At 71.3% G+C, this 25,101-nt stretch carries 26 protein-coding genes; 10 read left to right on the forward strand and 16 right to left on the reverse strand.

What is annotated here, in order from left to right; translation table 11 throughout:
• Positions 1 to 2: 2 nt before the first annotated feature.
• From AB0L75_RS07765 to AB0L75_RS07795, 7 genes are all read right to left on the reverse strand, one after another.
• Positions 3 to 857, reverse strand: coding sequence for a bifunctional DNA primase/polymerase (locus tag AB0L75_RS07765; protein ID WP_365176768.1), 855 nt, complete (start codon positions 855 to 857; stop codon positions 3 to 5).
• Positions 858 to 950: 93 nt separating this feature from the next.
• A complete protein-coding gene (locus AB0L75_RS07770) occupies positions 951 to 2,795 on the reverse strand; it encodes an ATP-binding protein (RefSeq protein ID WP_365176771.1) in 1,845 nt (614 codons plus the stop codon).
• A 320-nt stretch (positions 2,796 to 3,115) separates the two neighbouring features.
• Positions 3,116 to 3,487, reverse strand: coding sequence for a DUF6251 family protein (locus tag AB0L75_RS07775; RefSeq protein WP_365176774.1), 372 nt, complete (start codon positions 3,485 to 3,487; stop codon positions 3,116 to 3,118).
• A complete protein-coding gene (locus AB0L75_RS07780; RefSeq protein WP_365176777.1) occupies positions 3,457 to 3,828 on the reverse strand; it encodes an RRQRL motif-containing zinc-binding protein in 372 nt (123 codons plus the stop codon). The genes AB0L75_RS07775 and AB0L75_RS07780 overlap by 31 nt, the downstream gene beginning before the upstream one ends.
• A complete protein-coding gene (locus tag AB0L75_RS07785; protein ID WP_365176780.1) occupies positions 3,828 to 4,838 on the reverse strand; it encodes a DUF2637 domain-containing protein in 1,011 nt (336 codons plus the stop codon). Before AB0L75_RS07785 ends, AB0L75_RS07780 begins: the two co-directional genes overlap by 1 nt.
• Positions 4,835 to 5,365, reverse strand: coding sequence for a hypothetical protein (locus AB0L75_RS07790; RefSeq protein WP_365176783.1), 531 nt, complete (start codon positions 5,363 to 5,365; stop codon positions 4,835 to 4,837). The genes AB0L75_RS07785 and AB0L75_RS07790 overlap by 4 nt, the downstream gene beginning before the upstream one ends.
• A complete protein-coding gene (locus tag AB0L75_RS07795; RefSeq protein ID WP_365176786.1) occupies positions 5,362 to 5,625 on the reverse strand; it encodes a DUF6284 family protein in 264 nt (87 codons plus the stop codon). Before AB0L75_RS07795 ends, AB0L75_RS07790 begins: the two co-directional genes overlap by 4 nt.
• 476 nt (positions 5,626 to 6,101) lie before the next feature.
• On the opposite strand from AB0L75_RS07795, the gene AB0L75_RS07800 reads away from it, so the two are divergent.
• Entirely contained in the window at positions 6,102 to 6,875 is a 774-nt protein-coding gene (locus AB0L75_RS07800) for a GntR family transcriptional regulator (RefSeq protein WP_365176789.1), read from the forward strand.
• Positions 6,872 to 7,432 (forward strand): GNAT family N-acetyltransferase, encoded by a 561-nt coding sequence (locus AB0L75_RS07805; protein ID WP_365176792.1) that lies wholly within the window; start codon positions 6,872 to 6,874, stop codon positions 7,430 to 7,432. Before AB0L75_RS07800 ends, AB0L75_RS07805 begins: the two co-directional genes overlap by 4 nt.
• A 203-nt stretch (positions 7,433 to 7,635) precedes the next feature.
• Here the strand turns inward: AB0L75_RS07805 and AB0L75_RS07810 are convergent, their stop codons facing one another.
• Positions 7,636 to 9,042 (reverse strand): FAD-binding oxidoreductase, encoded by a 1,407-nt coding sequence (locus AB0L75_RS07810; RefSeq protein ID WP_365176795.1) that lies wholly within the window; start codon positions 9,040 to 9,042, stop codon positions 7,636 to 7,638.
• A 10-nt stretch (positions 9,043 to 9,052) separates the two neighbouring features.
• Entirely contained in the window at positions 9,053 to 9,706 is a 654-nt protein-coding gene (locus AB0L75_RS07815; protein ID WP_365176798.1) for a rhomboid-like protein, read from the reverse strand.
• A 34-nt stretch (positions 9,707 to 9,740) separates the two neighbouring features.
• Here AB0L75_RS07815 and AB0L75_RS07820 point away from each other — a divergent pair, with 34 nt between their 5' ends.
• Both AB0L75_RS07820 and AB0L75_RS07825 read left to right on the forward strand, forming a co-directional pair.
• Positions 9,741 to 10,619, forward strand: a complete 879-nt coding sequence (locus tag AB0L75_RS07820; protein WP_365176801.1) for an aminoglycoside phosphotransferase family protein — start codon at positions 9,741 to 9,743, stop codon at positions 10,617 to 10,619.
• A gap of 9 nt (positions 10,620 to 10,628) precedes the next feature.
• Entirely contained in the window at positions 10,629 to 11,108 is a 480-nt protein-coding gene (locus tag AB0L75_RS07825) for a GNAT family N-acetyltransferase (RefSeq protein WP_365176804.1), read from the forward strand.
• Positions 11,109 to 11,140: 32 nt separating this feature from the next.
• On the opposite strand, the gene AB0L75_RS07830 is transcribed toward AB0L75_RS07825, so the two are convergent.
• Together AB0L75_RS07830 and AB0L75_RS07835 are read right to left on the reverse strand one after the other, a co-directional pair.
• Positions 11,141 to 12,112: a zinc-binding dehydrogenase gene (locus AB0L75_RS07830; protein ID WP_365178036.1), complete on the reverse strand. Its 972-nt coding sequence runs from the start codon at positions 12,110 to 12,112 to the stop codon at positions 11,141 to 11,143.
• 63 nt (positions 12,113 to 12,175) lie between these two features.
• Positions 12,176 to 13,336, reverse strand: a complete 1,161-nt coding sequence (locus AB0L75_RS07835) for an FAD-dependent oxidoreductase (protein WP_365176807.1) — start codon at positions 13,334 to 13,336, stop codon at positions 12,176 to 12,178.
• Between the two features lie 146 nt (positions 13,337 to 13,482).
• Here AB0L75_RS07835 and AB0L75_RS07840 point away from each other — a divergent pair, with 146 nt between their 5' ends.
• Complete coding sequence (locus AB0L75_RS07840) at positions 13,483 to 14,175, forward strand: pentapeptide repeat-containing protein (RefSeq protein WP_365176810.1); 693 nt, start codon at positions 13,483 to 13,485, stop codon at positions 14,173 to 14,175.
• Positions 14,176 to 14,178: 3 nt separating this feature from the next.
• On the opposite strand, the gene AB0L75_RS07845 is transcribed toward AB0L75_RS07840, so the two are convergent.
• Positions 14,179 to 14,679 (reverse strand): hypothetical protein, encoded by a 501-nt coding sequence (locus AB0L75_RS07845; protein ID WP_365176813.1) that lies wholly within the window; start codon positions 14,677 to 14,679, stop codon positions 14,179 to 14,181.
• 53 nt (positions 14,680 to 14,732) lie between these two features.
• Here AB0L75_RS07845 and AB0L75_RS07850 point away from each other — a divergent pair, with 53 nt between their 5' ends.
• A complete protein-coding gene (locus tag AB0L75_RS07850) occupies positions 14,733 to 16,121 on the forward strand; it encodes a M1 family metallopeptidase (protein WP_365176816.1) in 1,389 nt (462 codons plus the stop codon).
• Between the two features lie 71 nt (positions 16,122 to 16,192).
• On the opposite strand, the gene AB0L75_RS07855 is transcribed toward AB0L75_RS07850, so the two are convergent.
• Together AB0L75_RS07855 and AB0L75_RS07860 are read right to left on the reverse strand one after the other, a co-directional pair.
• Positions 16,193 to 17,149, reverse strand: coding sequence for a bifunctional GNAT family N-acetyltransferase/NUDIX hydrolase (locus AB0L75_RS07855; RefSeq protein ID WP_365176819.1), 957 nt, complete (start codon positions 17,147 to 17,149; stop codon positions 16,193 to 16,195).
• A 194-nt stretch (positions 17,150 to 17,343) separates the two neighbouring features.
• A complete protein-coding gene (locus AB0L75_RS07860; RefSeq protein WP_365176821.1) occupies positions 17,344 to 17,919 on the reverse strand; it encodes a TerD family protein in 576 nt (191 codons plus the stop codon).
• 156 nt (positions 17,920 to 18,075) lie between these two features.
• Here AB0L75_RS07860 and arfB point away from each other — a divergent pair, with 156 nt between their 5' ends.
• Both arfB and AB0L75_RS07870 read left to right on the forward strand, forming a co-directional pair.
• Positions 18,076 to 18,513 carry an alternative ribosome rescue aminoacyl-tRNA hydrolase ArfB gene (gene arfB, locus AB0L75_RS07865; protein ID WP_365176824.1) on the forward strand — a complete coding sequence of 146 codons (438 nt, stop codon included), beginning with the start codon at positions 18,076 to 18,078 and terminating at the stop codon, positions 18,511 to 18,513.
• Positions 18,514 to 18,657: 144 nt separating this feature from the next.
• Complete coding sequence (locus AB0L75_RS07870; RefSeq protein WP_365176827.1) at positions 18,658 to 19,527, forward strand: sigma-70 family RNA polymerase sigma factor; 870 nt, start codon at positions 18,658 to 18,660, stop codon at positions 19,525 to 19,527.
• Between the two features lie 43 nt (positions 19,528 to 19,570).
• On the opposite strand, the gene AB0L75_RS07875 is transcribed toward AB0L75_RS07870, so the two are convergent.
• Entirely contained in the window at positions 19,571 to 20,089 is a 519-nt protein-coding gene (locus AB0L75_RS07875; protein WP_365176830.1) for a flavin reductase family protein, read from the reverse strand.
• A 1,280-nt stretch (positions 20,090 to 21,369) separates the two neighbouring features.
• Here AB0L75_RS07875 and cdgB point away from each other — a divergent pair.
• Together cdgB and AB0L75_RS07885 are read left to right on the forward strand one after the other, a co-directional pair.
• Positions 21,370 to 23,025, forward strand: coding sequence for a diguanylate cyclase CdgB (cdgB, locus tag AB0L75_RS07880; RefSeq protein WP_365176833.1), 1,656 nt, complete (start codon positions 21,370 to 21,372; stop codon positions 23,023 to 23,025).
• 117 nt (positions 23,026 to 23,142) lie between these two features.
• Positions 23,143 to 24,075, forward strand: a complete 933-nt coding sequence (locus AB0L75_RS07885) for a carbohydrate-binding protein (RefSeq protein ID WP_365176836.1) — start codon at positions 23,143 to 23,145, stop codon at positions 24,073 to 24,075.
• On the opposite strand, the gene AB0L75_RS07890 is transcribed toward AB0L75_RS07885, so the two are convergent.
• Complete coding sequence (locus AB0L75_RS07890) at positions 24,072 to 25,001, reverse strand: 1-phosphofructokinase family hexose kinase (protein ID WP_365176839.1); 930 nt, start codon at positions 24,999 to 25,001, stop codon at positions 24,072 to 24,074. The genes AB0L75_RS07885 and AB0L75_RS07890 overlap by 4 nt on opposite strands.
• Positions 25,002 to 25,101 lie beyond the last annotated feature (100 nt).

The raw sequence follows: 25,101 nt of genomic DNA on the forward strand, positions 1-25,101 counted from the left end.
CGCTACATCCCCAGTGCAGTGCGGGCGTTGGTCCACGCGTCGGTGCAGTGCCGGGCGGTTTCGCCCTTGGCCTGCGCGGCGGTGAACAGGCGCTGCACGTGGGCGTCGGTGAGGCAGCCGCACCGGCCGTGCGTGGACAGCACGGCGAGGAACGTCCGGTAGACGGTCGCGTGGACCCCGCTGGAGGCCTCGGCGATGCGCTGTTCGGCCATGGCGATGCCACGGTCCAGGTAAGTGGGCGTGCGGTGAGGGCACTGCCCGCCTGTAGTCCGCACGGGCACAGTGATGGTCGCAGGTCGGACTGCGAGGGGCTCCTTCACGACCAGCGCGCGCACGACGTCCGGCAGCTGCGCAATGGTGCCGGTGCCGGGACCGAGCCACCGGGCGTACTGCATGGACGACTTGATGTCCACGCCGGGTCGTACGGCGTTGGCGGACTGCATGGCGCCCTTGTAGAGCCAGTGCTCGCCCCGCGTCGTCGGGACGGTCCGGGTAGCGGGCAGGCTCGCGTGGGCCCACGCGATGGCAGCCGGGTTGTCGAGGTCTACGACGGTGAGGTCGGCGCCGCCGGGGTGGTAAGCCACAGCTGCCGCGTCGCGCCACGCCTGCCGCCATGTGGGTGCGTTGATGACGTTCGGGTCGGTGGTGGCTGCGGCCCAGCCGTGGCAGGGGTTCGGGCAGGTGCAGGGTCCGGGGGTCTTCATGTTCGGTCGGCCACCGCAGAGGTTCTTGGCGCAGGCCGGGCAGTTCCCGAACGGGACCTTCCCCACTCGTAACGGCAGTACGGGCACCCCGGAGGCTGCCAAGGAGAGAGCGGTAGCCAGGTGGTCTCGCCGAATGTCGGTCGGTTGGGTCATGCTGGAGTTCTCCAGTTCGCTATGGACGTGCTGGATTGGCGGCGGCCCCGGTTCTTGGCGGAAGGGGGCCGCCGTTGTCGTTCGCTGGAGTGCTCAGGCTGCTTGCTGGCCGGGCAGGAGCCTGCCGTCGGCGGTCCTGTGCAGGGTCCCGCTGGCGGTGAGGGTCTTGATCTCGCGGGAGACGGTGCCTTTGTTGAGGCCGGTCGTGTCGGCCACGTCCTTGGCCGTCCGAGCCCCGTACTGCACGGCGGCGAGCACCTTGTCCCGGTTGGTCGCCGCCCCGGACGCTGCGGGCGTCTCCTTGACCAGGCGCAGCGGCGTGCTCGGCGACGAGCCGCCGGGGGGCTGCGCAGGGGACCAGATGGACTTGGGCAGGGCGCGAACGCCCGCGTCGTCCAGAGTCCAGGTGCGCAGCATGCGCGGCCCGTAGCCCTTGAGGTAGCCGTGTCCCCGGTACTCACGCCCGTCGGGGATCTGGTGCGGCGCGTAGTGCGCGCAGTCGTCCAGCGCCACCTGTGCCTGTGTCGTGCCGGCCACCCGCAGCGAGAACCGAGTGAGGAGGTTCGGTGCGATCAGCTTGTGGACCCCCGGCGCGGACCCGTCGGTGAGCGGGTACTGGGTGGCCCACCACAGGACGACACCGCGCGAGCGGCCCAGCGAGGACAGCTCGATTAGGCGTTGCAGCCGGTCCTTGTCCTTCATGATCAGGGCCAGGATCACTTGCCCCTCGTCCACGACGACGGTGAGCTGACTGCCGTCCCACACGCTGATCCCGCGCTTCTTCATGTCGGCCTTGCGGCGGGTCATCTCCGCGTGCGCCTCGTCCACGCCGTCCGTGATGTCGTCGCGTTCCACGGCGACGCGGCAGACCGGCTCCCAGATGTTGGCCTCTTCGCCCTTGCCGTCGATCAGCAGCAGGTCACCGCGCAGGTGGGCGGTCGCCATCAGCGGACGGAACGACCAGGACTTGCCGGTGCCGGACGCGCCGGACACCAGCAGCCGCTCATCGAACGGGATCAGGACCTCATCCCCGGTCTCGGTGTCCAGACCGAGGCTCATGGCGAGCGGATCGGACGGGATGCGCTCCGGAGTCCACAACGAGGAGACGCCCGCGGCTGCCGACCGGGTCGCCAGGCTCAGGACCGCCCACCCGCCGCGCGAGGCGGACGTGATCCGTATGCGCAGCGCGGTGCGGGCCCCGAGCAGCGCACGAACCGAGTCGACCTTGTCCGTAAGCGTCTTGACCGTCCACGTCCCGTCAAGGCGGATCTCACAGCGGATGCCGCCTGGCTCCATGGCCGGGGGCGTGGTGACCGTGCCCGACAGGCCACGGTCGGGGGCGTGCTCCACCCAGTACGACGGGTCAAGACGCTCCATGAGCTGACGCTCTTCCACCGAGACCGACTCATCCACCGGCACACGCAGCCTGCGCCGCCCGAGCGCGAGGGTTGCCACGTTCGCCCCGATGAGCACGACCGACGTGGCAGCGGGCCACAGCGTCAGGTGCGAGGTGGACATGACCACGGACGTGACGACGCTGGGCACCGAGTGCAGCGAGTGCGCCTGAATCGCCCGAGCCTTCAGGGTGCTGGGGTAGTTCACCCGCGCGGCCTTGAGCTTGGCGCGGGTGTCCCGCTCGTGCCGCGCGGCTGCCTTGCTCGCCACCCGCGCCGCGCGGCGACCGGCCGCGAACGGATTGTTCGACGCGGCGCGCGCGGTGAGCTTCTGCGACTTGGCCGTGGAGAGCGTGGAGCGCGCGGCGTTGTGCTCCTTCTGCGCGGCCATGAGCGCCTTCAAGTGCTCCGGGGTGCGCAGCTTGTCCCTTCGGTCCGCCTCAAGATCCCAGCGGGCCGCGAACGGAACACAGACAGGCGTGAGTGAATCCAACGCGCTGTTGGTGGTGTTGACGGTGGTCGACCATGCTTGCTTCCAGTCCACGAGAGGGTCCTCCAAGACCGTGGATGAGGGCCGGTGCGCCGTCGCGTGGCGTCACCGGCCCGCCCGAGTTGCAGGGGGGGCAGGGCTGTCGGTTGCGTCGACAGCACCGGTTGACCCCCCGCAACCACCTGTGACCTGCGAAGTTGCAGAGTTGAGCGATGGGGAGGGGTAGGGCCCTACGCGCACGCGCGCGTAGAGCGGTCGAAAACAGGGCCGTGCAACCCCCTCGCGGGGCCTTCAACGGCCGTTCACGGCCCAGGGGGTCTGGACCCACATGCGCGGAGGGTCGGACGCCCTGCGGGCCGCCTACGGATTCCGGATCAACGCCCCTTGCGGCTGGGCCTCTTGGCGGCGCCCTTACCGCCGCTCCCGCCGACCGACCGGACCACGGTGACCACACCCCAGGCCAGAACGGCGGCCAGGAAGGCGAGGATCGCAAGGTTGGCGGCGATGGCAGTGAGGACACCGACCAGGAGCGGGCCGAAGTAGACACCGGCCGCGACCGTCCCGGCGCCGACACCGGAACCGAGCGCGATGCGCTGCACCGTGCGGTCCGGCGCGGCCTGGTGGATGTGGACGACCTGCGGGCCGGTGGGCTGCGCGGCCGGGAGGTCGGCGGGGTCGGCGTAGACATGACGACCGTCGGGGAGCTGGACCACGGTCAACTGACGCTGTGCAGGGAGGCGTTCCATGGCGCACCCTCCGGGGCGTTGTCGGGGAAAGCGCAGGTCGAGCACATGCCGAGCGACGACGGGATGACGTACCCCGCGTCCCGGCGGCACTCGGGGCAGGTGCGGCGGGCAGCGTTGGCCCTGGCCAGGGCCGCCCACCGAGCCGTCGTCATCGGTCGGACCGGCTTCGCGCGGTCGATGCGGTAGAGGTAGGCGACCAGCGGACCCCGCCTGCGCCGGGGCCGCTCCACCTGAGCCGCAACCCCCTGACCACCCGGACGCAGCCCGAGGGCGCGGAGCTGGCGGTAGGTGGCGTAGCCGTCCGGGGCGAGCCGCCACCGGTAGACGGGCAGAGCTGCCATCACTGACCCGCAATCGCGAGTTCAGCGCAACGGCCCGAGTCAGGCTCGCGGTGTTCGGCGTAGCGCTGGGAGACCCAGCCGACCGACCAGCCGCACAGCTCCGCCGCCTGACGCACCGGCATACCCGACTCGAACGCGGCGGCCACGATCCGGCGCGCCTCGTCCTCCGGCAGCTTGCTGTCCGCCGGGCCGCGCTCCAACAACGCGGCACGTTCACGGGCCGCGCGCTCCTCGCGTTCACGGCGTTCACGCTCCGCCATTTCGGCGCGCTCGCGCTGCTCGGCTTCGGCCCGCTGCCGGGCCTGCTGTTCAAGCCTCAGCCGCTCTTGTTCACGCTGTTCACGCTCGCGTTCACGGCGTTCACGGATCTCCCGCTCAGCAGCCTCCGCCCGCTGTCGGTCCTCACGCTCCTCGCGCCGCTGCCGCTCCTCCCGCTCAGCCGCCTCACGGGCCAAGCAGGCTTCGTGTTCACGCTGTTCACGCGTCAGCATGGCGGCGTGCTCGCGTTCCTCCCGAGCCTCCGCACGGGCCTGCGCGGCACGCTCGCGGGCCGCCTGCTCCCGCTGTTCCCGTTCGGCTTTCCGCTCGGCTTCCAGGGCGGCCACGGCGTGGGCGATGGCCCGCCGGTAGGCGAGGCTGGTCTCCGCCGTGACGATCAGCAGCAGCGGCGCCACCGCGTGGACAGCCACCCCGACCAGGTCTTTCCTCAGTGCGGAGTCGGCCGTGTTGAGCACGAGCGTCATGAGGCCGGTCATCCAGCGCAGCGTGATGGGCCACCGGCCGCCGTGCCCACCGAGACGGGCCAGCACGTCATCGAGCTTGACCACGATGACGACCGCCGCGTCCACCACGAGCGGCAGGATCGGAGCCGTCCACGCCCACCGGTCGGCGGTGTGGTCGGCCATGAGCGGGGTGACCGTGAGGACGCTGTAGAGCATCGCGCCGAATACGATCAGCCACGTTCCGACGTTCAGCGCCTTCTCCGCTGAACGAACGTGAACAGCGTTCACGCCGCACCTCCGACCGGCTCCGCAACCGGCGTCAGACCACTGCGGAACCCACGCGAGGCGGGGTCGTACGTGAACGTCGCCAGCACCCATTCAGCATCGGCCCAGAACCGCTGTGCGGGACCCCAGGTGCGGTCAGCCGGAACCCCGTGCGTGGCGGTGTCGGCGTACGCGTCCTCACGGCTGCGGTAGACCATACGGACCTCGCCGTAGTGCAGCAGCACGAACACCGCCGCAGCCGGACGACGCGCCTGCAACAGTTCCTCACGCAGCCGACGGATCTCGATGTCCTTCAGCAGAAGCTCTTGCTGCGACGCGGACAACTCCTCCATGGCGCGCAAAAGCATCACGCCCACCTCGCAGGTGTTCGCCTCCGCACGCTCCGCGCGGTCGGTGACGACGTACAGCTCCCGCACGTGCTCGCCGAACGCCTCGTTCGCGGCCCCGCTGGTCTGCCGGGCGTGCTCGCAGGCGGCGCGGGCGTCGCGCTCAAGCCGCTCGATGCGGTTCTGAGTGACGATGCGGATCACGCGGCACCGCCCCTCTGCCCGGACCGGCCGTTGACGTGGTCGCGGTGCGCGGCGAGCACACGCCGACGGGCCCGGCGGATGCGCTGCTCGTCCAGCTCACACGGCGTGCGGTCGATGACGATGATCTGAGCGTCCAGCAACTCCAGCTCGGCGCGGATGACGGGCATCTCCGCGTCGATGGCGTCCAGCTCCGCGTCCGTGGGCTCCATCCACGGCTCGAACGCGGTAACAGCGTCCTGAACAGTCACGATGTGGCTCATTGGGTCTGGTTCCTCTCAGACAGGAACGGCCCGAACAGCGGCCCCGGTGTTCCAGCACCGGGGCCGCGCGCCGTTGAAGTCGGTAGATCCGGCTCCCCTCAGCGCTGCTCGTACGAGACGAGCAGCGGAGGCAACCGGCCGCAGCCATTGAGCTGCGAAAAGGTCGAGTTGCGCTGTACTCGCACGCAGGAACAGAACCCGCGTACGCCGCCCTCTTGCTCGCAGAGGTGGGGCGGCCTTCCTCATCAGCTCTCTGTTGAGTTCTCAAGCCACGGACGCTTCCTTCGTACTCACCCCTGCGGGGGCTTTCCTCCGGGCGCTGTCAGCGCAGGCGGACACACTTAGTGGTGTTGCACCACCTGCTCAGCTTGTTGGTACAAGCTGATGTAGTGATGCTGCACCCACGGACAGTGAGTCGTCAAGCCTTTGGGGGCTGCATGTACCAACAAGTTGCGCGAGTGCGTCATGATGAGGGCATGAACAAGCAGCCGAAGTACCGGCAAGTCGCCGATGTCCTGCGCCGAGAGATCGCCAACGGCATCTTTCCGCCGGGGGCGCGGCTGCCCTCCGAGAACGACCTTCAACAGCGGTTCGACGCGTCCAGGAACACCGTCCGAAACGGGCTAAGCCTGCTGGTCGGTGAGGGTCTGATCTCGTCGAGTCAGGGGCTCGGCTACGAGGTCAGGTCTCATGAGGTGTTCAAGCTGAACGCGTCCAAGTTCGAGAACCTGAACTTCCCGCAGAACGGCGACGCGTACAACACCGACGTCACCAACGCGGGGCGTCGGCCGCACCAGACGTTCCGCGTCGAGATGCTGCCAGCGCCAGAAGAGATCGCCGATCGGCTGAAGGTCACGGCAGGTACGAAGGCGGTATTGCGGTTTTGTCATCGCTATGTGGACGACGTTCCTTGGTCCACTCAGGCCACCTACTATCCGGCGTGGCTGGTCGACAAGTCACCGCGTCTGGCTGAGCCAGGAGACATCGAGGAGGGCACCACGCGGTACCTCGCTGCTCGGGGAATCGAGCAAGTGGGGTACTTCGACGAGATCGACGCGCGGATGCCGACCCCGGAGGAGGCGCGCCTGTTGGAGATAGGGGCGGGGGTACCGGTGCTTCTCTGGACGCGTACGGGCTACTCGGCGGACCGCCCCATCCGATGCACCATCACAACCTTCCGGGGCGACCTTAACCAGATGAACTACGAGATCGGCGACCTGTCCGCGCGAAGCGAGAACGAGCCCCAGTGAGAATCGTCCCAGCTCAACCCCAGGATGTATCCAAGCTGCTGGCCTTCCGAGAGGAGGCAGCAGCTTGGCTTTCCCAGCTCGGTACCGATCAATGGCAACGGCCATATCCGGCGGACAAGCTGTTGGAGACGATCGAGGGGGGGACCGTCTTCATGGTGAAAGACGACGACGCTACCGCGGGAACCATCACTCTCACGCCTGAGGCAGAGGCTGGGCTCTGGACAGATCAGGAACTGACTGAACCTTCCCTGTTCATCAACAAGCTGACGGTGGCCCGTACGCATGCTGGCGAGAACGTCGGCGGGCGCCTGCTCGATTGGGCCGGAGACCGGGCCTACCGTGCGGGGGCCAAGTGGCTCCGCCTGGATGCGTGGACCACGAACGGGGGCTTGCAGGCGTACTACCTTCGTCAGGGGTTCGAGCATGTACGGACGGTCATCGAAGGGGTCGCGGTGAACGGCGGTCCACGGGTCTCGGGGTGGCTCGCCCAGCGTCCCGCGCGTCCGGCGGAACACGGACTCACGGACGAAACCGCAGCTCCGAGCCCCCTAGCCTGACGGCATTCTTTGACGGCAACACCGGTGCACGTTGCCGTACCGGACGAACCTTCCGTGGACTACGCAGTCAAGGTGGGAGAGTCGCGCGCCTGGCTGGTGTGCCGTTGGGGTGAACTTGTAAAGCGAAGGTCGTCGGTTCGAATCCGACAGGGGGCTCCAGCCGCAAGCGGCCCCGGACTCCGTGTCCGGGGCCGTTTCGCGTCTCAGTGCCTTCCCGCCACCCGGTCCGCGACCTTCGCAAGGCGCGAGGACTCAGTGCCGGGCCGGAGGCGTTCTCGCTGGTCGGCCGTGCGGTAGGTGGCGTACATGCCGTGGACGCCGAGCCAGCGGAAGGGTTCCGGTTCCCATCTGCGGACCTTGTGGTCGACCCAGGGCAGGTCGGTCAGCTCGGTGCGGCCGCCCTGTCCGGAGTCCTGCTGGACGAGGTCGCGCAGGGTGCGGGCGGCCAGGTTGGCGGTGGCGACGCCGGAGCCCACATAGCCGCCGGCCCAGCCGAGGCCGGTGGAGCGGTCGAGGCTCGCCGTGGCGCACCAGTCGCGGGGGACGCCGAGGACGCCCGACCAGGCGTGCTCCACCCGCACCCCGGCCAGGGACGGGAAGAAGCGGGTGAGTATCTCGTGCAGGGCCTCGATGGTCGCCTGCTGGGTGCGGCCGTCGTTGTCCGTTCTCGACCCGAAGCGGTAGGGCACGCCGCGGCCGCCGAGGGCGATACGGCCGTCGGCGGTGCGCTGGGCGTACATATAGGCGTGGGCCATGTCGCCGAGGGTCTCGCGGCCTTCCCAGCCGATCGCCGCCCACTGTTCCTCGGTGAGCGGCTCGGTGGCGATCATCGAGGAGTTCATGGGGAGCCAGGTGCGCCGCTGGCCCTTCAGAGCGGCGGTGAAGCCCTCCGTGCAGCGCAGGACGTAGGGGGCGCGGACGGTGCCGTAGGGGGTGACGGCGTGCTTGGGGCGGATCTCGGTCACCGGGGTCGACTCGTGGATCACCACGCCCAGGGCCTCGACGGCGGTCGCGAGGCCCTTGACGAGTTTGACCGGGTGGAGGCGGGCGCCGTGCGGGGTCCAGGTGGAGCCGACCGCGTCGGCGATCCGGATGCGCGCGGCGGTCTCCCGGGCGCCGTACAGTTCCCGGTCCTTCTCGCCGTACGACAGCTCGTGCTCGTGGAAGGCCTTGAGGCGGGCCAGCTGGGCGGGTGTGGTGGCCACTTCGAGGACGCCGCCCTTGTGCACATCTGCGTCGATGCCCTCGGTCTCGGCGGCCGTGATCACCTCGGTGACGGTGTCGTTCATGGCCTTCTGCAGCCGTACGGCGGCCTCGTGGCCGTGCAGCTTCGCGTACCGGTCGCGGCCGGCGATGCCGTTGTAGAGCCAGCCGCCGTTGCGGCCGGAGGCGCCGTAGCCGCAGAACTTCTGCTCCAGAACGGTGATGCGCAGGAAGGGGGCGGCCTTCTTCAGGTAGTACGCCGTCCACAGGCCGGTGTAGCCGCCGCCGACGATGACGACGTCGGCGGTCGCGTCGCCGGGCAGGGGTTCCCGTACGGCCGGCAGGCCGTCGTCCGCGTACCAGTAGGAGATCCCGCCGTTGACGACAGCGGTTGCCGAGCTGCTCATGGCCGGGACGTTAACCCCTGAGGGTGGCCAGTGTCTCCTTCGGATTCCATGCTTTTCCGCGGCCTCTGGCCAGCGGATAGCAGGCGAGGCCGATGAGTACGGAGAGGAAGTGGCCGAGGTCGGTGAAGGTCGGTCCCTCGGTCAGCGGCAGTCCGAAGAAGAGCAGTACGGCCAGCAGGTAGGCGTATCGCCAGGGCGGGGTGATCCGGTAGGTGAGTACGCCGATGACTCCGGCCAGTGCGTAACTCACGCCGATGTCAAGGGTGTTGATGGTGGAGTGGTGGGCCATGCCGTCGCGGATCGCCATCAGGAGGGCCAGTTCGCTGAGGAGTGAGGCCAGGATGTGTGCGAGTCCGCACACCGCGAGCCAGCGGGCCGTGCCGAGCCAGCGTTCGGCCGGTGCGTGGAAAACGCTGTAGAGCACGGCGTAGGGGAGCCAGTGGCCGTTGTCGATCCACATCGCGCTGGCGACGAGGACGCGTACCGGGTTGCGTGACAGCTCATGGATGTTGGTCGAGCGCTGGCGCAGGAAGTGCTGCTCGAACTCCGGCGACATCTGGTGCAGCGCGACGGTCGTCACGAAGAGGACCGCCAGCCATACGTAGGTGCCGGGGGCGCTGCGGATGTACGCCCACACGGCGCTGAGGCCCCGGTTTTTTCGCATGAACCGATTCACGCACGCCGGTATCGTCCGGTGTGTGATTGACATTCCCGGCGACCTCGCCGAGGCGCAGGAGAGGTACAACGGCGCGGCGGGCCGGGCCTTCGTCGCCGGGCTGCCGGATCTCGCGGCCGCCTTCCTGGACCGCTGGCGGTTGCGGCTGGACGGGCCGGCCATGAACGGGGTCAGCGCGCTGGTCCTGCCGGTGGTCCGTGCCGACGGCGGCCCCGCCGTGCTCAAGCTCCAGCTGCCGGACGAGGAGAGCGAGGGCGAGCCCGTCGCGTTGCGGGTGTGGGACGGTGCCGGAGCCGTGCGGCTCCTGGACCATGACCCGGCGACGGGCACGATGCTTCTGGAGCGGCTGGACGCGTCCCGGATGCTGTCCGCCGTGCCGGACACCCGTGCGGCCGTCGTGGTGATCGCGCGGCTGCTGGCCGGGCTGACGTCCCGCGCGGCGCCGCCGGGCATGCGCCGGCTCGGTGACATCGCCGGGGCCATGCTGGAGCGGACTCCTCGGACGCTGGAGCGCATCGCCGACCCGGTGGTCCGTCGTCTGGTCGCGGACTGCGCGGCCGCGGTGCGGGAGGTCGTGGCCGAGCCCGGTGACCGGTTGCTGCACTGGGACCTGCATTTCGAGAACGTTCTCGCGGCCGGGCGTGCCGACTGGCTGGCCATCGATCCCAAGCCGCTGGCCGGCGACCCCGGTTTCGAGCTGTGGCCGGCGCTGTACAACCGTTTCGATGCGGCCGAGGTCCGCCCGCGCTTCGACGCCATGACGGAGGTCCTCGGTCTGGACCGGGAGCGGGCCCGGGCCTGGACGCTGGGCCGGTTTCTGCAGAACGCGTTGTGGGACGTGGAGGACGGCCTGCCGGTCGAGGAACGGCAGTTGGAGATCGCCCGCCGGCTGCGCGGTTAGCCTCGGCGCATGATTCGTACCGCGACACTTGCCGACATCCCCGTCATCCACGCCCTGATCCGTGAGCTGGCCGAGTACGAGAAGGAGCCCGAGCAGGCACGGGCGAGCGAGGACCAGTTGCGGGAGGCGTTGTTCGGGGCGCGGCCGGCCGCTTTCGCGCACATGGCGGTGGACGACGGCAGCGGTGAGCCCGTCGGGTTCGCGCTGTGGTTCCTGAACTTCTCGACGTGGCGCGGGGTGCACGGGATCTATCTGGAGGATCTGTACGTCCGGCCGAGCGCGCGCGGCGGCGGCCACGGGCGCGCGCTGCTGACGGAGCTGGCGCGGATCTGTGCGGAGCGGGGCTATGAGCGCCTGGAGTGGTCGGTGCTGGACTGGAACCGGCCGGCCATCGGTTTCTACGAGGCGCTGGGTGCGCGTCCGCAGGACGAGTGGACGGTGTACCGCCTCACGGACGGGGCGCTGGCGGCACTGGGTTCAGGTCACTGATCCGTGCTGCTGGTCACGTCTGCGCTGTCGCGTCAGGGCTCCAGCACCACCTTTCCGGTCGTACCCCTGTTTTCGAGCGCGCGGTGTGCGGCGGCGGCCTGCGCGAGCGGGAAGCGGGTGACGGCCGGGCGCAGCCGGCCGTGGGCGGCCTCGGCGAGCGCGCGCAGTTCCAGGGCGCGCAGGCCGCCCGCCCTGCGGAGCATCTCCGGGCCGAGCACCGACTCGGAGACGCCCTGGACGACATGGCCCTGGCCCTCGCCGATGCCCTCCGCGGACCAGCCGAAGACCAGGTGCCGCCCGCCGGGGCCGAGCAGGGCGACGGCCTGCCGGGCCACCTCGCCGCCGACGCCGTCGTAGACGAGCGTGGCGTCCCGTTCGCCGAGGTGGGCGCGGACCTTCGCGGGCCAGGCCGGGTCGGTGTAGTCGAGGGCGAGATCGGCGCCGGCCGCCCGGACCCGGGCGGTCTTCGCGGCGCCGCCCGCGAGTCCGACGACGGTGGCGCCGGCGTTCTTGGCGTACTGCACGAGCAGGGTGCCGATGCCGCCCGCGGCGGCCGGTACGACGACCACGTCGTCCGGTCCCGGCTCGGCGAACCCGACGATGCCGAGCGCCGTACGCCCGGTGCCGATCATGGCGACCGCTTCGGCGAAGTCCAGGTTCCGCGGGATCTCGTGCACGCGGTCGACGCCGGTGACGGCGAGTTCGGCGTAGCCTCCGGGCGCGAAGCCGAGGTGGGCCACGACCCGCCGGCCCAGCCACAGTCTCTCGACACCGTCGCCGAGCGCGTCCACGACCCCGGCGACCTCCCGGCCGGGCACGGTGGGCAGGGCGGGCCGCTCGGGCAGCGGGCCCTGGTGCCCCGCGCGCAGGGCGGCGTCGAGCAGGTGCACCCCGGCCGCGGCGACCGCGATCCGCACCTGGCCCGGGCCGGGCACCGGGTCCTCGGTCCGCTCGTAGGTCAGGTTCTCGGCGGGGCCGAAGGCGTACAGACGGACGGCGTGCATGCGCTCCCCCTGGAGGACGACGGTCGTGCGCGCGGCTGTCGCGTGCACGCCCACCCTCCGACCTCAAGCATGCTTGAGGTCAAGCGCGGGCCGGCCGAGGATCAGGGACACCGCCGTGACCGCGCTGTTGAAGGACACCTCCGACAGCACACCCGGCGCCGCCACCGAGTCGCCCGCGAGATAGACCCCGTCGCCCTGGTCGACGGCGGGCCGGTCCCGCCAGCTGCTGCCCGGCAGGTCCACGGCCCCGGTACGGCCGTCCGCCACGGCCTCCCGCCGCCAGGTCAGCCGCTCCCGCCAGTCCCGGAATCCCAGGTCGAGCAGCTCCTCGGCGCGGGCCAGCCCGTCGGCGCGGGTCTGGCCGGGCCCGATCGGGAGCTGCGCCTGGATCAGCTGCTCCCCGGCCGGCGCGAGGGACCGGTCCGGCGCCGTGCAGCGCTCGATCCAGCCGGTGGCGTCGAGGTCGGACAGGATGAACGGGTCGCCGCGGCGGGCCTTCACGGCGAGGTCGAGCAGGACGGTACGGCCGCTCGGCCAGGTCAGCGAGGTGTCGCCGAGCAGCCGGCGGGCGGCGGGCAGTGAGGTGGCGACGACGACGGGTGTGTCGGTGGGCAGCTCGCCGACGCGGGAGCACGTCTCGACCCTGACGCCCAGGTTCCAGGCCCGTGCGGCCATCCGGTCGATCAGCGGACCCCAGCCGCCGACCAGGTAGTGCGCCTCCGGCGGCAGCTTGGTGGCCCGGCGCAGGCGTTCCTGCACGAACGCGGCGGACAGGGCCCCCGGGTCGTGGTGGAAGAGGGCGACGGCGGCGTAGTGCGCGGCGGCGCGGGCGCCCTCCTCGCCTGCGACACCGGTCGCCCAGCTCAGGAAGTCGGCGTCGACGGGGGCCTGCCGGACGCCGGGGCGCAGCAGCTTCAGCATCCCGAAGGGCGGGGTGCGGCGCAGGGTGCCGTGGTGGCGCAGTCGCAGCCGGGCCGCGTCCAGGGGCGGGATCGGGGCGAGCGGGCCGATGAGGCCGCGCTGCTTGAGCCAGGCCCAGTGCGGGCCGCCGTTGTAGAGGGCGTGCGGGCCCTCGTTGGTGCGGTACGGCCCTTCGGCGGTCCGGGCGCGGCCGCCCAGGGTGTGGTGGGCCTCGTGCAGGGTGACGTCGGCGCCTGCCTCGGCGGCGGTGATCGCGGCGGTGAGTCCGGCGAAGCCGCCGCCGATGACGGTGATGTGCTGCATGGGCTGGGCTCTCCCTCGGTTCGGTTGCCCTGCCGCGTGGCCGCGGCTGGTTCGTGACTACGACCGTGGGGCGGGCCCGGAATGTGACATCCCCTGGGTTTTCCCAGGTCAGGGCGGTTGTCAGTGGTGGGGTGCAGCATGGGGGCATGGCGAGGAGAGCGACGGGCGGCCGTGCGGCGGGCCGGGCAGGGACGAAGGGCGCGCGACGGCCGGAGCTGCGGCTGCCGCCCCTGGAGCCGTGGTCCGAGCGGGAGTTGCGGCCGGACGGGGACTACGACGGGCTGGACTTCCGGGATGCCGACCTGACCGGGCAGGACGGCGTGGGCGCCCGGTTCATGGACTGCGCGCTGACGGGCTGCGCGCTGGACGGTACGGCGCTGGGCCGGGCCAGAGTGCTGGACTCGGTCCTGACAGGGCTGCGCGGAGTGGGCACGCATCTCGCCGAGTCCACGTTCCGGGACGTCGAGCTGATCGACGCCCGGCTGGGCGGCACGCAGCTGCACGGCGCCGTCCTGGAGCGGGTCGTGGTGCGCGGCGGCAAGATCGACTGTCTGAACCTGCGGGAGGCCCGCCTGAAGGACGTCGTGTTCGAGTCCTGCGTCCTGGTCGAGCCGGACTTCGCGGGCGCGAGCCTGGAGCGGGTGGAGTTCGTCGACTGCGCGCTGAGAGAGGCCGACTTCGGCAGCGCCACGCTGACGGACGTGGACCTGCGCGGGGCCGCTCCGCTGGAGATCGTGCGGGGGCTGGACCGGCTGTCGGGGGCGGTGATCAGCACGGGGCAACTGCTGGATCTCGCACCGGCGTTGGCGGCGGAGCTGGGGATCCGGGTGGAGGGCTGACCGTCAGGGGAGGCGGGGAAAGCGGGCCTGCAGTGTCCAGACGGCCGGGTTCTCCGACAGGTCCTCGTGCAGGTCGGTGAGGTCGGCGATCAGGTCGTGCAGGAAGTCGCGGGCCTCGCGGCGCAGTTCGGTGTGGGAGAAGGACAGCGGGGACTCCTCGGCCGGCGCCCAGTCGGCGGTGATGTCCACCCAGCCGAAGCGGCGCTCGAAGAGCATCCGGTCCGTGGACTCGGTGAAGTCCAGTTCCGCCCGCTGCGGCCGGGCGGCGCGGGAGCCCATCGGGTCCCGGTCCAGGCGCTCCACGATGTCGCACAGCGCCCATGCGAAGTCCAGCACCGGCACCCATCCCCAGGCTGTGGACAGCTCCCGGTCCGTCTTGGTGTCCGCGAGATACACGTCACCGCAGAACAGGTCGTGGCGCAGCGCATGGACGTCCGCGCGGCGGTAGTCGGTCTGCGGGGGGTCCGGGAACCGATTGGAGAGGGCGTAGCCGATGTCGAGCACGTAAGAGATGGTGACACGCGTGTGCGGAAACCCCGACACATAAGATCACTGACATGTCCAGATCGGTACGCCTTGTCCCGGCCACCGCGGCCCTGCTCGCCCTCGCCCTCACCGCGTGCGACGGCGGTGTGCACGGCACCCCGGGCAGCTCCGGCGTACACGACCCGTACTTCCCGAAGGCCGGCAACGGCGGCTATGACGTCGGGCACTACGACCTCACCCTGGACTACACCCCCGCCGGCCGCCGTCTCACCGGCACGGCCGTCATCACCGCCCGCGCCACCCAGGATCTGTCCGCCTTCAATCTCGACCTCGCCGGGCTGCACGTCGACTCGGTCACCGTCGAGGGCAAGCAGGCCCTCTTCGAGCGGGCCGGGCAGGAGCTGACCGTGCGCCCGCACGACGACCTGAGCAAGGGCGAGACGTTCAGCACCACCGTCCGCTACTCGGGCACCCCGCAGACCCTCACCGACCCCGACGGCTCGAAGGAGGGCTGGCTGCCCACCGCCGACGGCGCCGTGGGCCTCGGCGAACCCGTCGGCTCCATGGCCTGGTTCCCCAGCAACAACCACCCCTCCGACAAGGCGTCCTACGACGTGACCGTCACCGTCCCCAAGGGCTTCCAGGCCGTCTCCAACGGGGAGTTGGCGGACCAGTCCACCAAGGACGGCCGCACGGCCTACCACTGGCACACCGCCCAGCCCATGGCGAGCTATCTCGCCACGGTCGCCATCGGCCACTTCGACATCAGACGCACGACCGGCCCGCACGGACTGCCGATCCTCACCGCTGTCGACGCCACCCAGGCGGAGGACAGCAAGGAGACGCTGGCGAAGATCCCCGACATCATCGCCTGGGAGGAGATCAACTTCGGCCCGTACCCGTTCTCCTCCGCCGGCGCGATCGTCACCCGCCCGGGCGACGAGGGCTACGCCCTGGAGACCCAGAACCGGCCCGTCTTCCCCGCCGACGAGTTCGAGACCACCACCGTCGTGCACGAACTCGCCCACCAGTGGTACGGCGACTCGGTCACCCCCAAGTCCTGGCAGGACATGTGGCTCAACGAGGGCTTCGCCACCTATGCGGAGTGGCTGTACCAGGAGGACCACGGCGGCAAGAGCGCCCAGCAGACCTTCCAGGACCTCTACGACGGCGACAACGAGGCCATCTGGGCCTACCCGCCGGCGAAACCCACGAGCGCCGCCCATATCTCCGACAGCCCCGTCTACCAGCGTGGCGCGATGGTCCTGCAGAAGATCCGGCAGAAGGTCGGCGACGACACCTTCTACGACATCATCCAGGGCTGGGCCGCCGCCCGCCGCCACGGCAGCGCGAACACCGCCGACTTCACCGCGTACGTGGAGAAGAAGGACCCGAACCACGACTTCAGCGAGATCTGGAAGGACTGGCTGTACGGAGACGGCAAGCCGGCCCATCCCTGACCGCGGGCACGGGCCGTGCCGGGCAGCGGGGGAGCACCCGGCCGGCGACGCCGTTCACGCCCGCCGCGCGCTCAGCTCTCCCACGCGTCCAGCAGCCGCGAGAGCGCCGGTGGCCAGACCGGCTCGGGTGCGGCGGCCAGTTCCCGTCTCGTCCACCAGCGCCGGCCGAGGATGCCTTCGGCGCCATGGGTCGCGGTCGGCTGCGGGCCGGCGGGGTCCCGGCGCGGGCCGCGGGTGACGTAGACATGCTCATGCTGGCGGACGGGAACGCCGCTGTGGGTGAAGTCGTGCTCCCAGGTGCACAGCAGCGGGCCCGGTTCCAGGTCGGTCCAGCCGGTCTCCTCGGCCAGCTCCCGCAGGGCGCCCTCGCGCGGGGACTCGCCGGCCTCCAGGCCACCGCCGGGCAGGGCCCAGTGGACGCCGACCTCGACGTTGTCGTACCGGAGGAGCAGCACCGCGCCCTTTGGGTCCACGACGGCGATCCGGGCCGCCTTCCGCGGTGTGCGCGACGCCTCGCCCAGCGCCTTGCGCAGCACGGCACAGGGGCGGCCGTGCGCCCGGTCGGGGCGGTGGTCGATCGTCTCGTAGCCGAGGGCGGTCCAGAAGGCCAGGGCCTTGGGGTTGTTGGCGAGGACCGCGAGCCGCACGGCGCTGCGGCGGCCCTGTGCGCGGAACCGGTCCTCGACGAGCCGGGCGAGGGCACGGCCGTGCCCCTTCCCGTGCTCGGCCGCGTCCACCATCAGCAGCCCGATCCATGGGTCCGGGTCGGCGGGGTCGGGATGATGGGCCAGCGTGCCCGCGAGTCCGACGAGGCGTCCCTGCTCCGTGCGGGCGAGCAGCACCTCGGCGCCCGGCACGGCCAGGTCCTCGGCCAGCGTGGCCGCGACCTGCTCGGGACGTACGTCGTCCGGGTCGGGGAAGTCGCCGCTGAGCCGGTGGAACTCGCGGTTGGACGCGTAGAGCGCGGTGAGTTCGGCCAGCAGTGGGGGCGGCAGGTCCCGGCCGGGGGACAGGGGTTCGAGGATCACGGGGGCAAGCTATCCGCGAGACGCTGTCGCCCTCCCCCGGTTTTCTACGGCGTTTCTGCCGCTTTTCTGCCGCCGCGGCCCCGCAAGCCCCGGGCGCGGTGGGCCACAAGCCCCTGGCCGTGGCCCACCGCAGCCGGCGGCTGCGGCTCACCTGAGCCAGGGGCTTGTGCGGCCGAAGCCCGGCGCAGCGCGTGTCAGACGTTCACACCGAAGTCCTGGGCGATGCCGACCAGGCCCGAGGCGTAACCCTGGCCCACGGCGCGGAACTTCCACTCCGCGCCGTTGCGGTACAGCTCGCCGAAGACCATGGCCGTCTCGGTGGCGGCGTCCTCGGAGAGGTCGTAGCGGGCGATCTCGGCGCCGCCGGCCTGGTTCACGATGCGGATGTAGGCGTTGCGGACCTGGCCGAAGTTCTGGCCGCGGTTCTCGGCGTCGTAGATGGAGACCGGGAAGACGACCTTGTCGATGTCGGCCGGGAGGGCGGCCAGGTTGACGTTGATCGCCTCGTCGTCGCCCTCGCCCTGGCCGGTGGTGTTGTCACCGGTGTGGACGATGGAGTTGTCGGGGGTCTGCTTGTTGTTGAAGAAGACGAAGTGCGCGTCCGAGTAGACCTTGCCCTGCGGGTTGACCGCGATGGCGGAGGCGTCCAGGTCGAAGTCCGTGCCGGTGGTGGTGCGGACGTCCCAGCCGAGGCCCACGGTGACGGCGGTCAGGCCCGGAGCCTCCTTGGTGAGCGAGACGTTGCCACCCTTGGACAGGCTTACAGCCATGTTGGGAGTCCCTTCCCTTGAATATCTGTGTAGCTGTGCCGATGAAGCTACCGTCACCGGGGAGAACGTCGAGAGGGGTCCCGGTGGTTCCTGATCCCTTTACCTTTTTTACCAATCCGGAAATCCAGGTGACGGGAACCGGCCACGACCGGGAACATGGAACGCATGTCTGGTCCTTACGTCATCCGTGGCTCCGTCTCGCTTCCCGAGGCCGAGCTGATGTGGCGTTTCTCCAGGTCGTCCGGGCCCGGCGGACAACACGTCAACACCAGCGACTCGCAGGTGGAGCTGCGCTTCGACCTCGCCCGCACCGAGGCGTTGCCTCCGGTGTGGAAGGAGCGGGCCCTTGAGCGGCTCGCGGGCCGGCTCGTCGACGGCGTGGTGTCCGTCCGGGCCTCCGAGCACCGCTCCCAGTGGCGCAACCGCGAGGCCGCCGCCGTACGCCTCGCCGCCCTCCTCGCCGAGGCCAGCGCGCCCCCGCCGAAGCCGCGCAGAGCGACCCGGATCCCGCGCGGCATCAACGAACGCCGGCTGCGCGAGAAGAAGCAGCGGGCACAGACCAAGCGGGGCCGCTCCGGCCAGGACTGGGCGTGACCGGGGATGACTGGTGATGGCCGGGGGGACCGGGGGTGACCGGGGCATGCCCCGACGCGCCGGTGGCCCGTCACACATCCGGCCCGTCGTTCGTCAGTGAGGCAGAGGACCACTGAGGGCGACAGAAGAAGCCGGAGACCCCCGATGAACGACACCGAGCGCGACCGCGACGACGATCTCCTTCTCCTCGCCGAGCGGTTCGAGGCGTACCGGGGACACCTGGGGGCCGTCGCCTACCGGATGCTGGGCTCGGCCGCGGAGGCCGAGGACGCGGTGCAGGAGGCGTGGTTCCGGCTCAGCCGGTCCGACGCCCGTGCGGTGGGCAACCTCGGCGGCTGGCTGACGACCGTGGTCGGCCGGGTCTGCCTCGACATGCTCCGCTCCCGCCGCTCCCGGGGCGAGCAGCCGCTGGACACCTGGCATCCGGGACCCTCCGCCGAACCGGACCCGGTTCAGGACGCCGTGCTCGCGGACTCGGTCGGGGCGGCCCTGCTCGTGGTCCTCGACACGCTCTCGCCGGCCGAGCGGCTGGCGTTCGTGCTGCACGATCTGTTCGGGGTGCCGTTCGAGGAGATCGGCGGTGTCCTCGGGCGCACCCCGGCCGCCGCGCGGCAGCTGGCCAGCCGGGCGCGTCGGCGGGTGCGGGGGGCCGATGCGCCCAAGGCCGATCTGGTCCGGCAGCGGGAGGTCGTCGACGCGTTTCTGGCGGCCGCGCGGGACGGTGACTTCGACGGGCTGCTGGCCGTGCTCGACCCGGACGTGGTGGCGCGCGGCGAAGCCGGTGCGACGGTCGGCGCGGCCGCGGTCGCCTCCGGCGCGAAGAGCTTCGCCCATCTCGCGCGCGTGGCGCGGCCCGCGCTGGTGGACGGCGCGACCGGGCTGGTCGTGTACGCCGACGGTCGCGTCGAGCGCGTCCTGACGTTCACCTTCGTCGCCGACCGCATCACGTCCATCGACATCCTGACGAACCCGACGGACCTGTCCGCGCTCACCATCGAGCCCGCACAGCCCTGACGCGGCTACGGCCCGCCTTGACGGCTGACGGCGCGTGGAGGGCTCAGCCCAACTGCCGGTACCGGCCGCGGAAGTACGTCAGCGGGCCGCCCCCCACGCTCGGGACGTGCGCGGTCAGGACGCGGCCGATGACGAGGGTGTGGTCGCCCGCCGTCACCCGCTGCTCGGTGCGGCACTCCAGCGTGGCCAGCGCGCCGCCGACCAGCGGGGCGCCGGTGGCCTCGCCGCGGACGTAGGGGATGTCCTCGAAGAGCAGCCGGTCGCTGATCCGGCCCTTCATCGCGAAGCGGCCCGCGATGTGCCGCTGGCTCTCGGCGAGCACCGACACCGCCCACAGGGGCTGTTCGTCGAGGAGGTCGTCCATGCGGGAGCCCTCGCGCAGGCTGACCAGGACCAGCGGGGGGTCGAGGGAGACCGACATGAAGGCGGTGGCGGTCATGCCCACGTCCTCCATACCCGGCGCGGCCGGGTCGTCCGGGTCCAGCGGCGGCTCCTGCGCGGTCACCAGGACGACCCCGGCGGCCAGTCGGGACATCGCGGCCCTGAACTCGTCGTTGCTCACCCCCTCAGCATGCCCGGAAGCGGCGGTGGCAGGGGGTGAGGGAGTCTTCAGCACGCCCGAAACGCTAGTCTCCGCCCCGCACGCACCACATCGGCCCTTCGCCCGAGCCAAGTCCTAGGACCACGGCCCGAGCCCCCCGCCCCGACGTACCCCAGCCCCCACACGCCTCCGGTCCGCTGGCGTGATCCCCGGACGCCTGGCCCGCCTCGACGCGCCCCGCCCCACGCCTTCGGCCCGCCTCGGCGCAGCCCCTGACGGGTGACCCGCCCCGAACCGCCCCCGCCCGACGCCTCCGGCCTCCGTCGATGCCACCCCCTACGAGTAGCGCGCCTCGGCGGTGATCTCCGCGTGGCTCCGGCCCGTTTGGAGGTGGCCCCGATGCGCCCCGCCCCACGCCTTCGGCCCGCCTCGGCGCAGCCCCTGACGGGTGACCCGCCCCGAACCGCCCCCGCCCCACGCCTCCGGCCCGTTCCGACGCCACCCCCCCCCACACGCCTCCGGCCAGCTTCGATGCCACCCGCGCACGCCTCCGGCCCGCCTCGACGCCGCCCCGACGGGGGGGGGGGGGTGACCCGCCCCGAAGCGCCCCCGCCACGCCTCCGGCCTGCGTCGAGGCCACCCCCGACGAGTAGCGCGCCTCGGCGGTGATCTCCGCGTGCCTCCGGCCCGTTCGGAAGTGGCCCCGGCACGCCTCCCGTACGCCCCTGACGCACCGGCGTGATCCTCGGACGCTTGACCCGCCCCGGTGCGCCCCCGCCCCACGCCTTCGACCCGCTCCGACGCCACCACCCCCACACGTCTCTGGCCCGCCTCGACGCCTCCCCCCCGGCGACGATCCCCGCATGCCTCCGGCGTGTTCGGAGGCGCCCCCGCCACCCCTCCCGTACGCCCCCGACGCACCGGCGTGATCTCCGGACGCCGGAATCCGCCCCGACGCGCCCCCATTCGCCTCCGGCGCGCTCCAACGCGCTCCTGGCGCGCCCCCAGGCCCACCAGCGGAACCGCCCGCCCACCCCCAGCACCAGCGGCGCGCTCAGGCATGCCCCATGGCGCGACAACTCCGTGCACCATCTGCGCACGGCCGCAAAGCTTGCGTTCAGGAAACGCACAGGCCAATCGCAGAAACTCCACTCAATTGTTCACGTTCTCCTGTGACTTGAGTCACAAGGGGCAGGAATTGTTGACCCTGTGTACCGAGTGGGCAGCGCGCTGTGATTCAGTGGCGGGAGGCTGTTAAGAGCACCCTTGATTCGCTGCGAGGTCTCGGGGGGAGGGCGAACATGGAGACCGAGTCGGAGCCGTATGTCCGTCTTGCGTCCCTGCGGCAGCTGCACCAGGTCATGGCCGACATGAACACGGCACGCAGCCTGGCGGACACGCTGCAGACCGTCTCCGACGGTGCCGTGAACGCTCTCGGATACGAGATGGCGTGCGTGAACCTCGTACGCCCCGACGGCGATCTCGTCGTCGCCGCGTTCTCCGGGAACTCCGCCGCCGAGGCCCTGATCACCGGCCGGGTCGGCTCCCGCGAGTCCTGGGAACGGCGGCTGACCATGGGCGACCGCTGGGGCGACCTCATCTTCATACCGCACACCGAGGGCTGGGTGCTGGACGACGACGACGTCCCCCAGTGGTACACCGACGGCCCCGCCCCGCGCTTCGAGGACGAGTGGCACCCCTCCGACCGCCTCTTCGCCCCCATGTACACGCCCGGCGTGCAGGGCGGCTCCTGCGGCGAACTGCTCGGGGTCATCTCCGTCGACCGGCCGCGCAACGGCCGTCACCCCGGCGCCTGGGGCCGCGAGGCCCTCCAGATGTACGCCTTCCAGGCCGCCATCGCGATCAGCAACGCCCGGCTGCGGGCCAACATGCAGCGCGCCCTGGTCCGCCTGGAGCGCGACCAGCAGGCCCTGCGCGCCAGCGAGGAATCCTTCCGGCAGGCCTTCGAGTACGCCCCCTCCGGCATGGCGATAGCCGAGATGGGCGGTGACCAGCACGGCCGGATCCTCAGGACCAACGACGCCCTGTGCCGCCTCCTCGGCCGCCCCGCCTCCGCGATGCGCCGCTACTCCTTCTCCGACCTCGTCCACCCGGAGGACATCGGCACCCTGCTGCGAACGTCGGCGGAGGGCGGCCGCGCGGAGTTGCGTCTGGGCCGCCGGGACGGCTCCTATGTCTGGGTGTCCCTGCGCAACTCCGTCGTGGCGGACGCCGCCGACGGCCCCCGCTTCCTCCTGACCCACGTCGAGGACATAGAGGAGCGCAAGCGCCGCGAGCTGCAGCTCGCCCACCGCGCCTCCCACGACTCGCTCACCGGCCTGCCCAACTCCGCCGAACTGCGCTCGCGCCTCGCGGCCCGGCTGTGCCGGCGCCCGGCCCAGGCCGGCGACCTGGAGTCCCTGGACGCGGCCTACGGCCACCCCGCCTTCGACGCCCCCGCGGGCCACGGCTTCGACTTCCGGCCGGGCGCGGAGTCGTACGACACCTTCGACCACCACGTCCACACGATCGCCCCCGAGGACGACCGCGACGACGGCACCAAGGGCCTCGCGGTCCTCTTCTGCGACCTCGACGGCTTCAAGTCGATCAACGACCGCTTCGGGCACAACGCGGGCGACGCGGTCCTCATCGAGGTGGCCCGGCGGCTGTCCCGCGGGGTCCGCGACGGCGACACGGTGGCCCGGCTCGGCGGCGACGAGTTCGTGATCCTCGCCGACGGCCTCGGCCGGGCCGACGCCCAGGACCTCGCCGTACGGCTGCGCAACGAGATCATCCAGCCGATCCGGGCCGAGGGCCGGGCCGTCCGGGTGGGCGCCAGCTTCGGCATCGGGTGGGCGCACTGCGGCATGACGGCGGACGAAGTGTTGAAGTCAGCCGACGAGCGTATGTACGTAGAGAAACGATCTCGTCCCAAACAGCACCGGCGCGCCGGGTGATCCGCAGGTCAGGGACTTGATGCGATTCGAGTAACCCGTTTGGCTCTGTCAGAGCGGGTAGGCTCGCCCTTCCAGACCTGTATCGCATCCACCCGCACCCGCTGAGGAGACCTAGGGATGACGCCCGGCGAAAACGGCCCGAGCACGCCCGAGGACGACGACCCGTTCGGCTATCTGTATGCCGACGGCCAGGCCAGAGGCGCCCAGCCGCCCTCCGGCGGTTACGGCTACCCGGGCTCGGTCAGCAGGGTGCGCGCGGTCGGCGAGCGTCAGTACGGCCAGCAGCCGCAGTACGGCCAGCCGACGATTCCGCAGCAGCAGGGCGCCTACGGCCAGCCGAACGCCCACTACCAGGCCCCGGAGACGCTGCCCGGCGGCGCCCCGACCAGCCGCCAGCCGGTGCAGCCCGCACCCGGCCGCCGCGGCCCCAACACCAAGGGCCTGCTGATCGGCGCGATCGCCGTGGTCGCCGCGGTCGTCATAGGCATCAGCGTCGCCATGCTCAACGGCAACGACGACAAGAAGACCGACAACCAGGCCAACACCACCCCGACCCAGTCCCAGAGCCACAGCCCCAGTCCGTCGGGGAGCAGCTCGGCGGCGAGCGGCGAGCTGAAGACCGACGCGGCCGCCAGCGGCATCCAGCTGGTCGGCGGCGCGACGAAGGCCTCGGACGTCAAGGGTGCGCAGAGTTCCGACGGCTCCTACGTGGGCGGCCTGAACCAGGTCGGCTCCTCCATCACCTGGACCGTCGGCAACGTCCCCTCGGGCGGTGTCTACACCCTGTTCGCGCACTTCAGCGTGCCCGGTCAGGACCAGAAGATGACGGTCAGCATCAACGGCAAGCCCTTCGCCACCGGGCTGCCGCTGAAGAACTACGCGCACGCCAAGGACGGCGACTTCGTCAACGGCTGGACCACGACCTACGTGTGGCCCACGCTCGACAAGGGCTCCAACACGATCTCTGTCTCCTGCCAGCCCGGTGACCAGTGCAACGCGCTGATCGACCAGTTCTGGCTCCAGCAGGGGCAGCACACGCTGAAGGGCTAAGCCGCGCTCACCACCCCGGCCACCACCACCCGCCCCCGCAGCTCCTCGTACTCCGCCGGGTCGAACTCGCCGGCGGCCGGGGCCCGTACCGTCGCCGCGGACAACGCGACCGCGCGGGCCAGCCGTTCCGGCCAGGGGAGTCGCTCGACAAGCCCCGACAGTAGGCCCGCGACGGCCGAGTCGCCCGCGCCGGTCGGGTTGCCGTGGATGCGGGCCGGCGGGGCGGCGCGCCAGCGGCCCTGCGGGGTGGCGGCGAGCAGGCCGTCCGCGCCGAGGGAGGCGACGACCGCGTGGGCGCCGCGGCGGCGGGCGTCCTGGGTGGCGCGCAACGGCTCATGGGAGCCAGTCAGTTCGGCCAGTTCGTCGGCGTTGGGTTTGATGAGGTCGGGGCGGGCGGCGACCCCGCGGCGCAGGGGTTCGCCGCTGGTGTCCAGCAACACGAAAACGCCGTGGGCGCGGGCCGCGCGGACCAGGTTCGCGTACGCCCCCACCGGCACGCCCGGCGGCAGGCTGCCGCACAGGGCCACCGCCGAGGCGCCGGGCACCAGTTCCTCGTAGCGGTCCAGGAACGCGCCCCACTCGGTCGGCGCGATCTGCGGGCCCGGCTCGTTCAACTGGGTGGTGTCACCCGAGAGTTCGTCGACGATCGCGATCGTGCGGCGGGTCGCCCCTGCGACCGGGACCAGCGCGTCCGTCAGCCCGGGGGTGCCGGACAGCCGGTCGCGTATCGCACGCCCGGTCGCGCCGCCCACGAACCCCGTGACCGTCGTCTCGTGCCCCAGTGCGGCCAGCACCCGGGCCACGTTCACGCCCTTGCCGCCGGGGCGCTCGATGACCTCTGTGACCCGATGCGAGGTGTGCGGCCGTAGCGACCGCACGCGATAGGTGAGGTCGAGAGCGGTGTTCAGCGTGACCGTGAGGATCACCCGGGCCGGCCTCCCTCGAAGTCCATACGCCCGGCATCGGTTTCCGGGGCCTCGATCATGCCAAAGAGACGGCGGCCGGCCCAGTCAGGGGTCGGCCGCC

Origin of the sequence: Streptomyces sp. NPDC052101, from assembly GCF_040680235.1 — a bacterium.
GTDB lineage: Bacteria > Actinomycetota > Actinomycetes > Streptomycetales > Streptomycetaceae > Streptomyces.

Excerpts from the sequence above, each read along its gene's own strand:
- AB0L75_RS07765 (WP_365176768.1), bottom strand. The coding sequence starts at position 857 with ATGACCCAACCGACCGACATTCGGCGAGACCACCTGGCTACCGCTCTC.
- AB0L75_RS07775 (WP_365176774.1), bottom strand. The coding sequence starts at position 3,487 with ATGGAACGCCTCCCTGCACAGCGTCAGTTGACCGTGGTCCAGCTCCCC.
- AB0L75_RS07780 (WP_365176777.1), bottom strand. The coding sequence starts at position 3,828 with ATGGCAGCTCTGCCCGTCTACCGGTGGCGGCTCGCCCCGGACGGCTAC.
- AB0L75_RS07795 (WP_365176786.1), bottom strand. The coding sequence starts at position 5,625 with ATGAGCCACATCGTGACTGTTCAGGACGCTGTTACCGCGTTCGAGCCG.
- AB0L75_RS07800 (WP_365176789.1), top strand. The coding sequence starts at position 6,102 with ATGAACAAGCAGCCGAAGTACCGGCAAGTCGCCGATGTCCTGCGCCGA.
- AB0L75_RS07810 (WP_365176795.1), bottom strand. The coding sequence starts at position 9,042 with ATGAGCAGCTCGGCAACCGCTGTCGTCAACGGCGGGATCTCCTACTGG.
- AB0L75_RS07815 (WP_365176798.1), bottom strand. The coding sequence starts at position 9,706 with ATGCGAAAAAACCGGGGCCTCAGCGCCGTGTGGGCGTACATCCGCAGC.
- AB0L75_RS07825 (WP_365176804.1), top strand. The coding sequence starts at position 10,629 with ATGATTCGTACCGCGACACTTGCCGACATCCCCGTCATCCACGCCCTG.
- AB0L75_RS07830 (WP_365178036.1), bottom strand. The coding sequence starts at position 12,112 with ATGCACGCCGTCCGTCTGTACGCCTTCGGCCCCGCCGAGAACCTGACC.
- AB0L75_RS07835 (WP_365176807.1), bottom strand. The coding sequence starts at position 13,336 with ATGCAGCACATCACCGTCATCGGCGGCGGCTTCGCCGGACTCACCGCC.
- AB0L75_RS07840 (WP_365176810.1), top strand. The coding sequence starts at position 13,483 with ATGGCGAGGAGAGCGACGGGCGGCCGTGCGGCGGGCCGGGCAGGGACG.
- AB0L75_RS07850 (WP_365176816.1), top strand. The coding sequence starts at position 14,733 with ATGTCCAGATCGGTACGCCTTGTCCCGGCCACCGCGGCCCTGCTCGCC.
- AB0L75_RS07860 (WP_365176821.1), bottom strand. The coding sequence starts at position 17,919 with ATGGCTGTAAGCCTGTCCAAGGGTGGCAACGTCTCGCTCACCAAGGAG.
- arfB (WP_365176824.1), top strand. The coding sequence starts at position 18,076 with ATGGAACGCATGTCTGGTCCTTACGTCATCCGTGGCTCCGTCTCGCTT.
- AB0L75_RS07870 (WP_365176827.1), top strand. The coding sequence starts at position 18,658 with ATGAACGACACCGAGCGCGACCGCGACGACGATCTCCTTCTCCTCGCC.
- cdgB (WP_365176833.1), top strand. The coding sequence starts at position 21,370 with ATGGAGACCGAGTCGGAGCCGTATGTCCGTCTTGCGTCCCTGCGGCAG.
- AB0L75_RS07885 (WP_365176836.1), top strand. The coding sequence starts at position 23,143 with ATGACGCCCGGCGAAAACGGCCCGAGCACGCCCGAGGACGACGACCCG.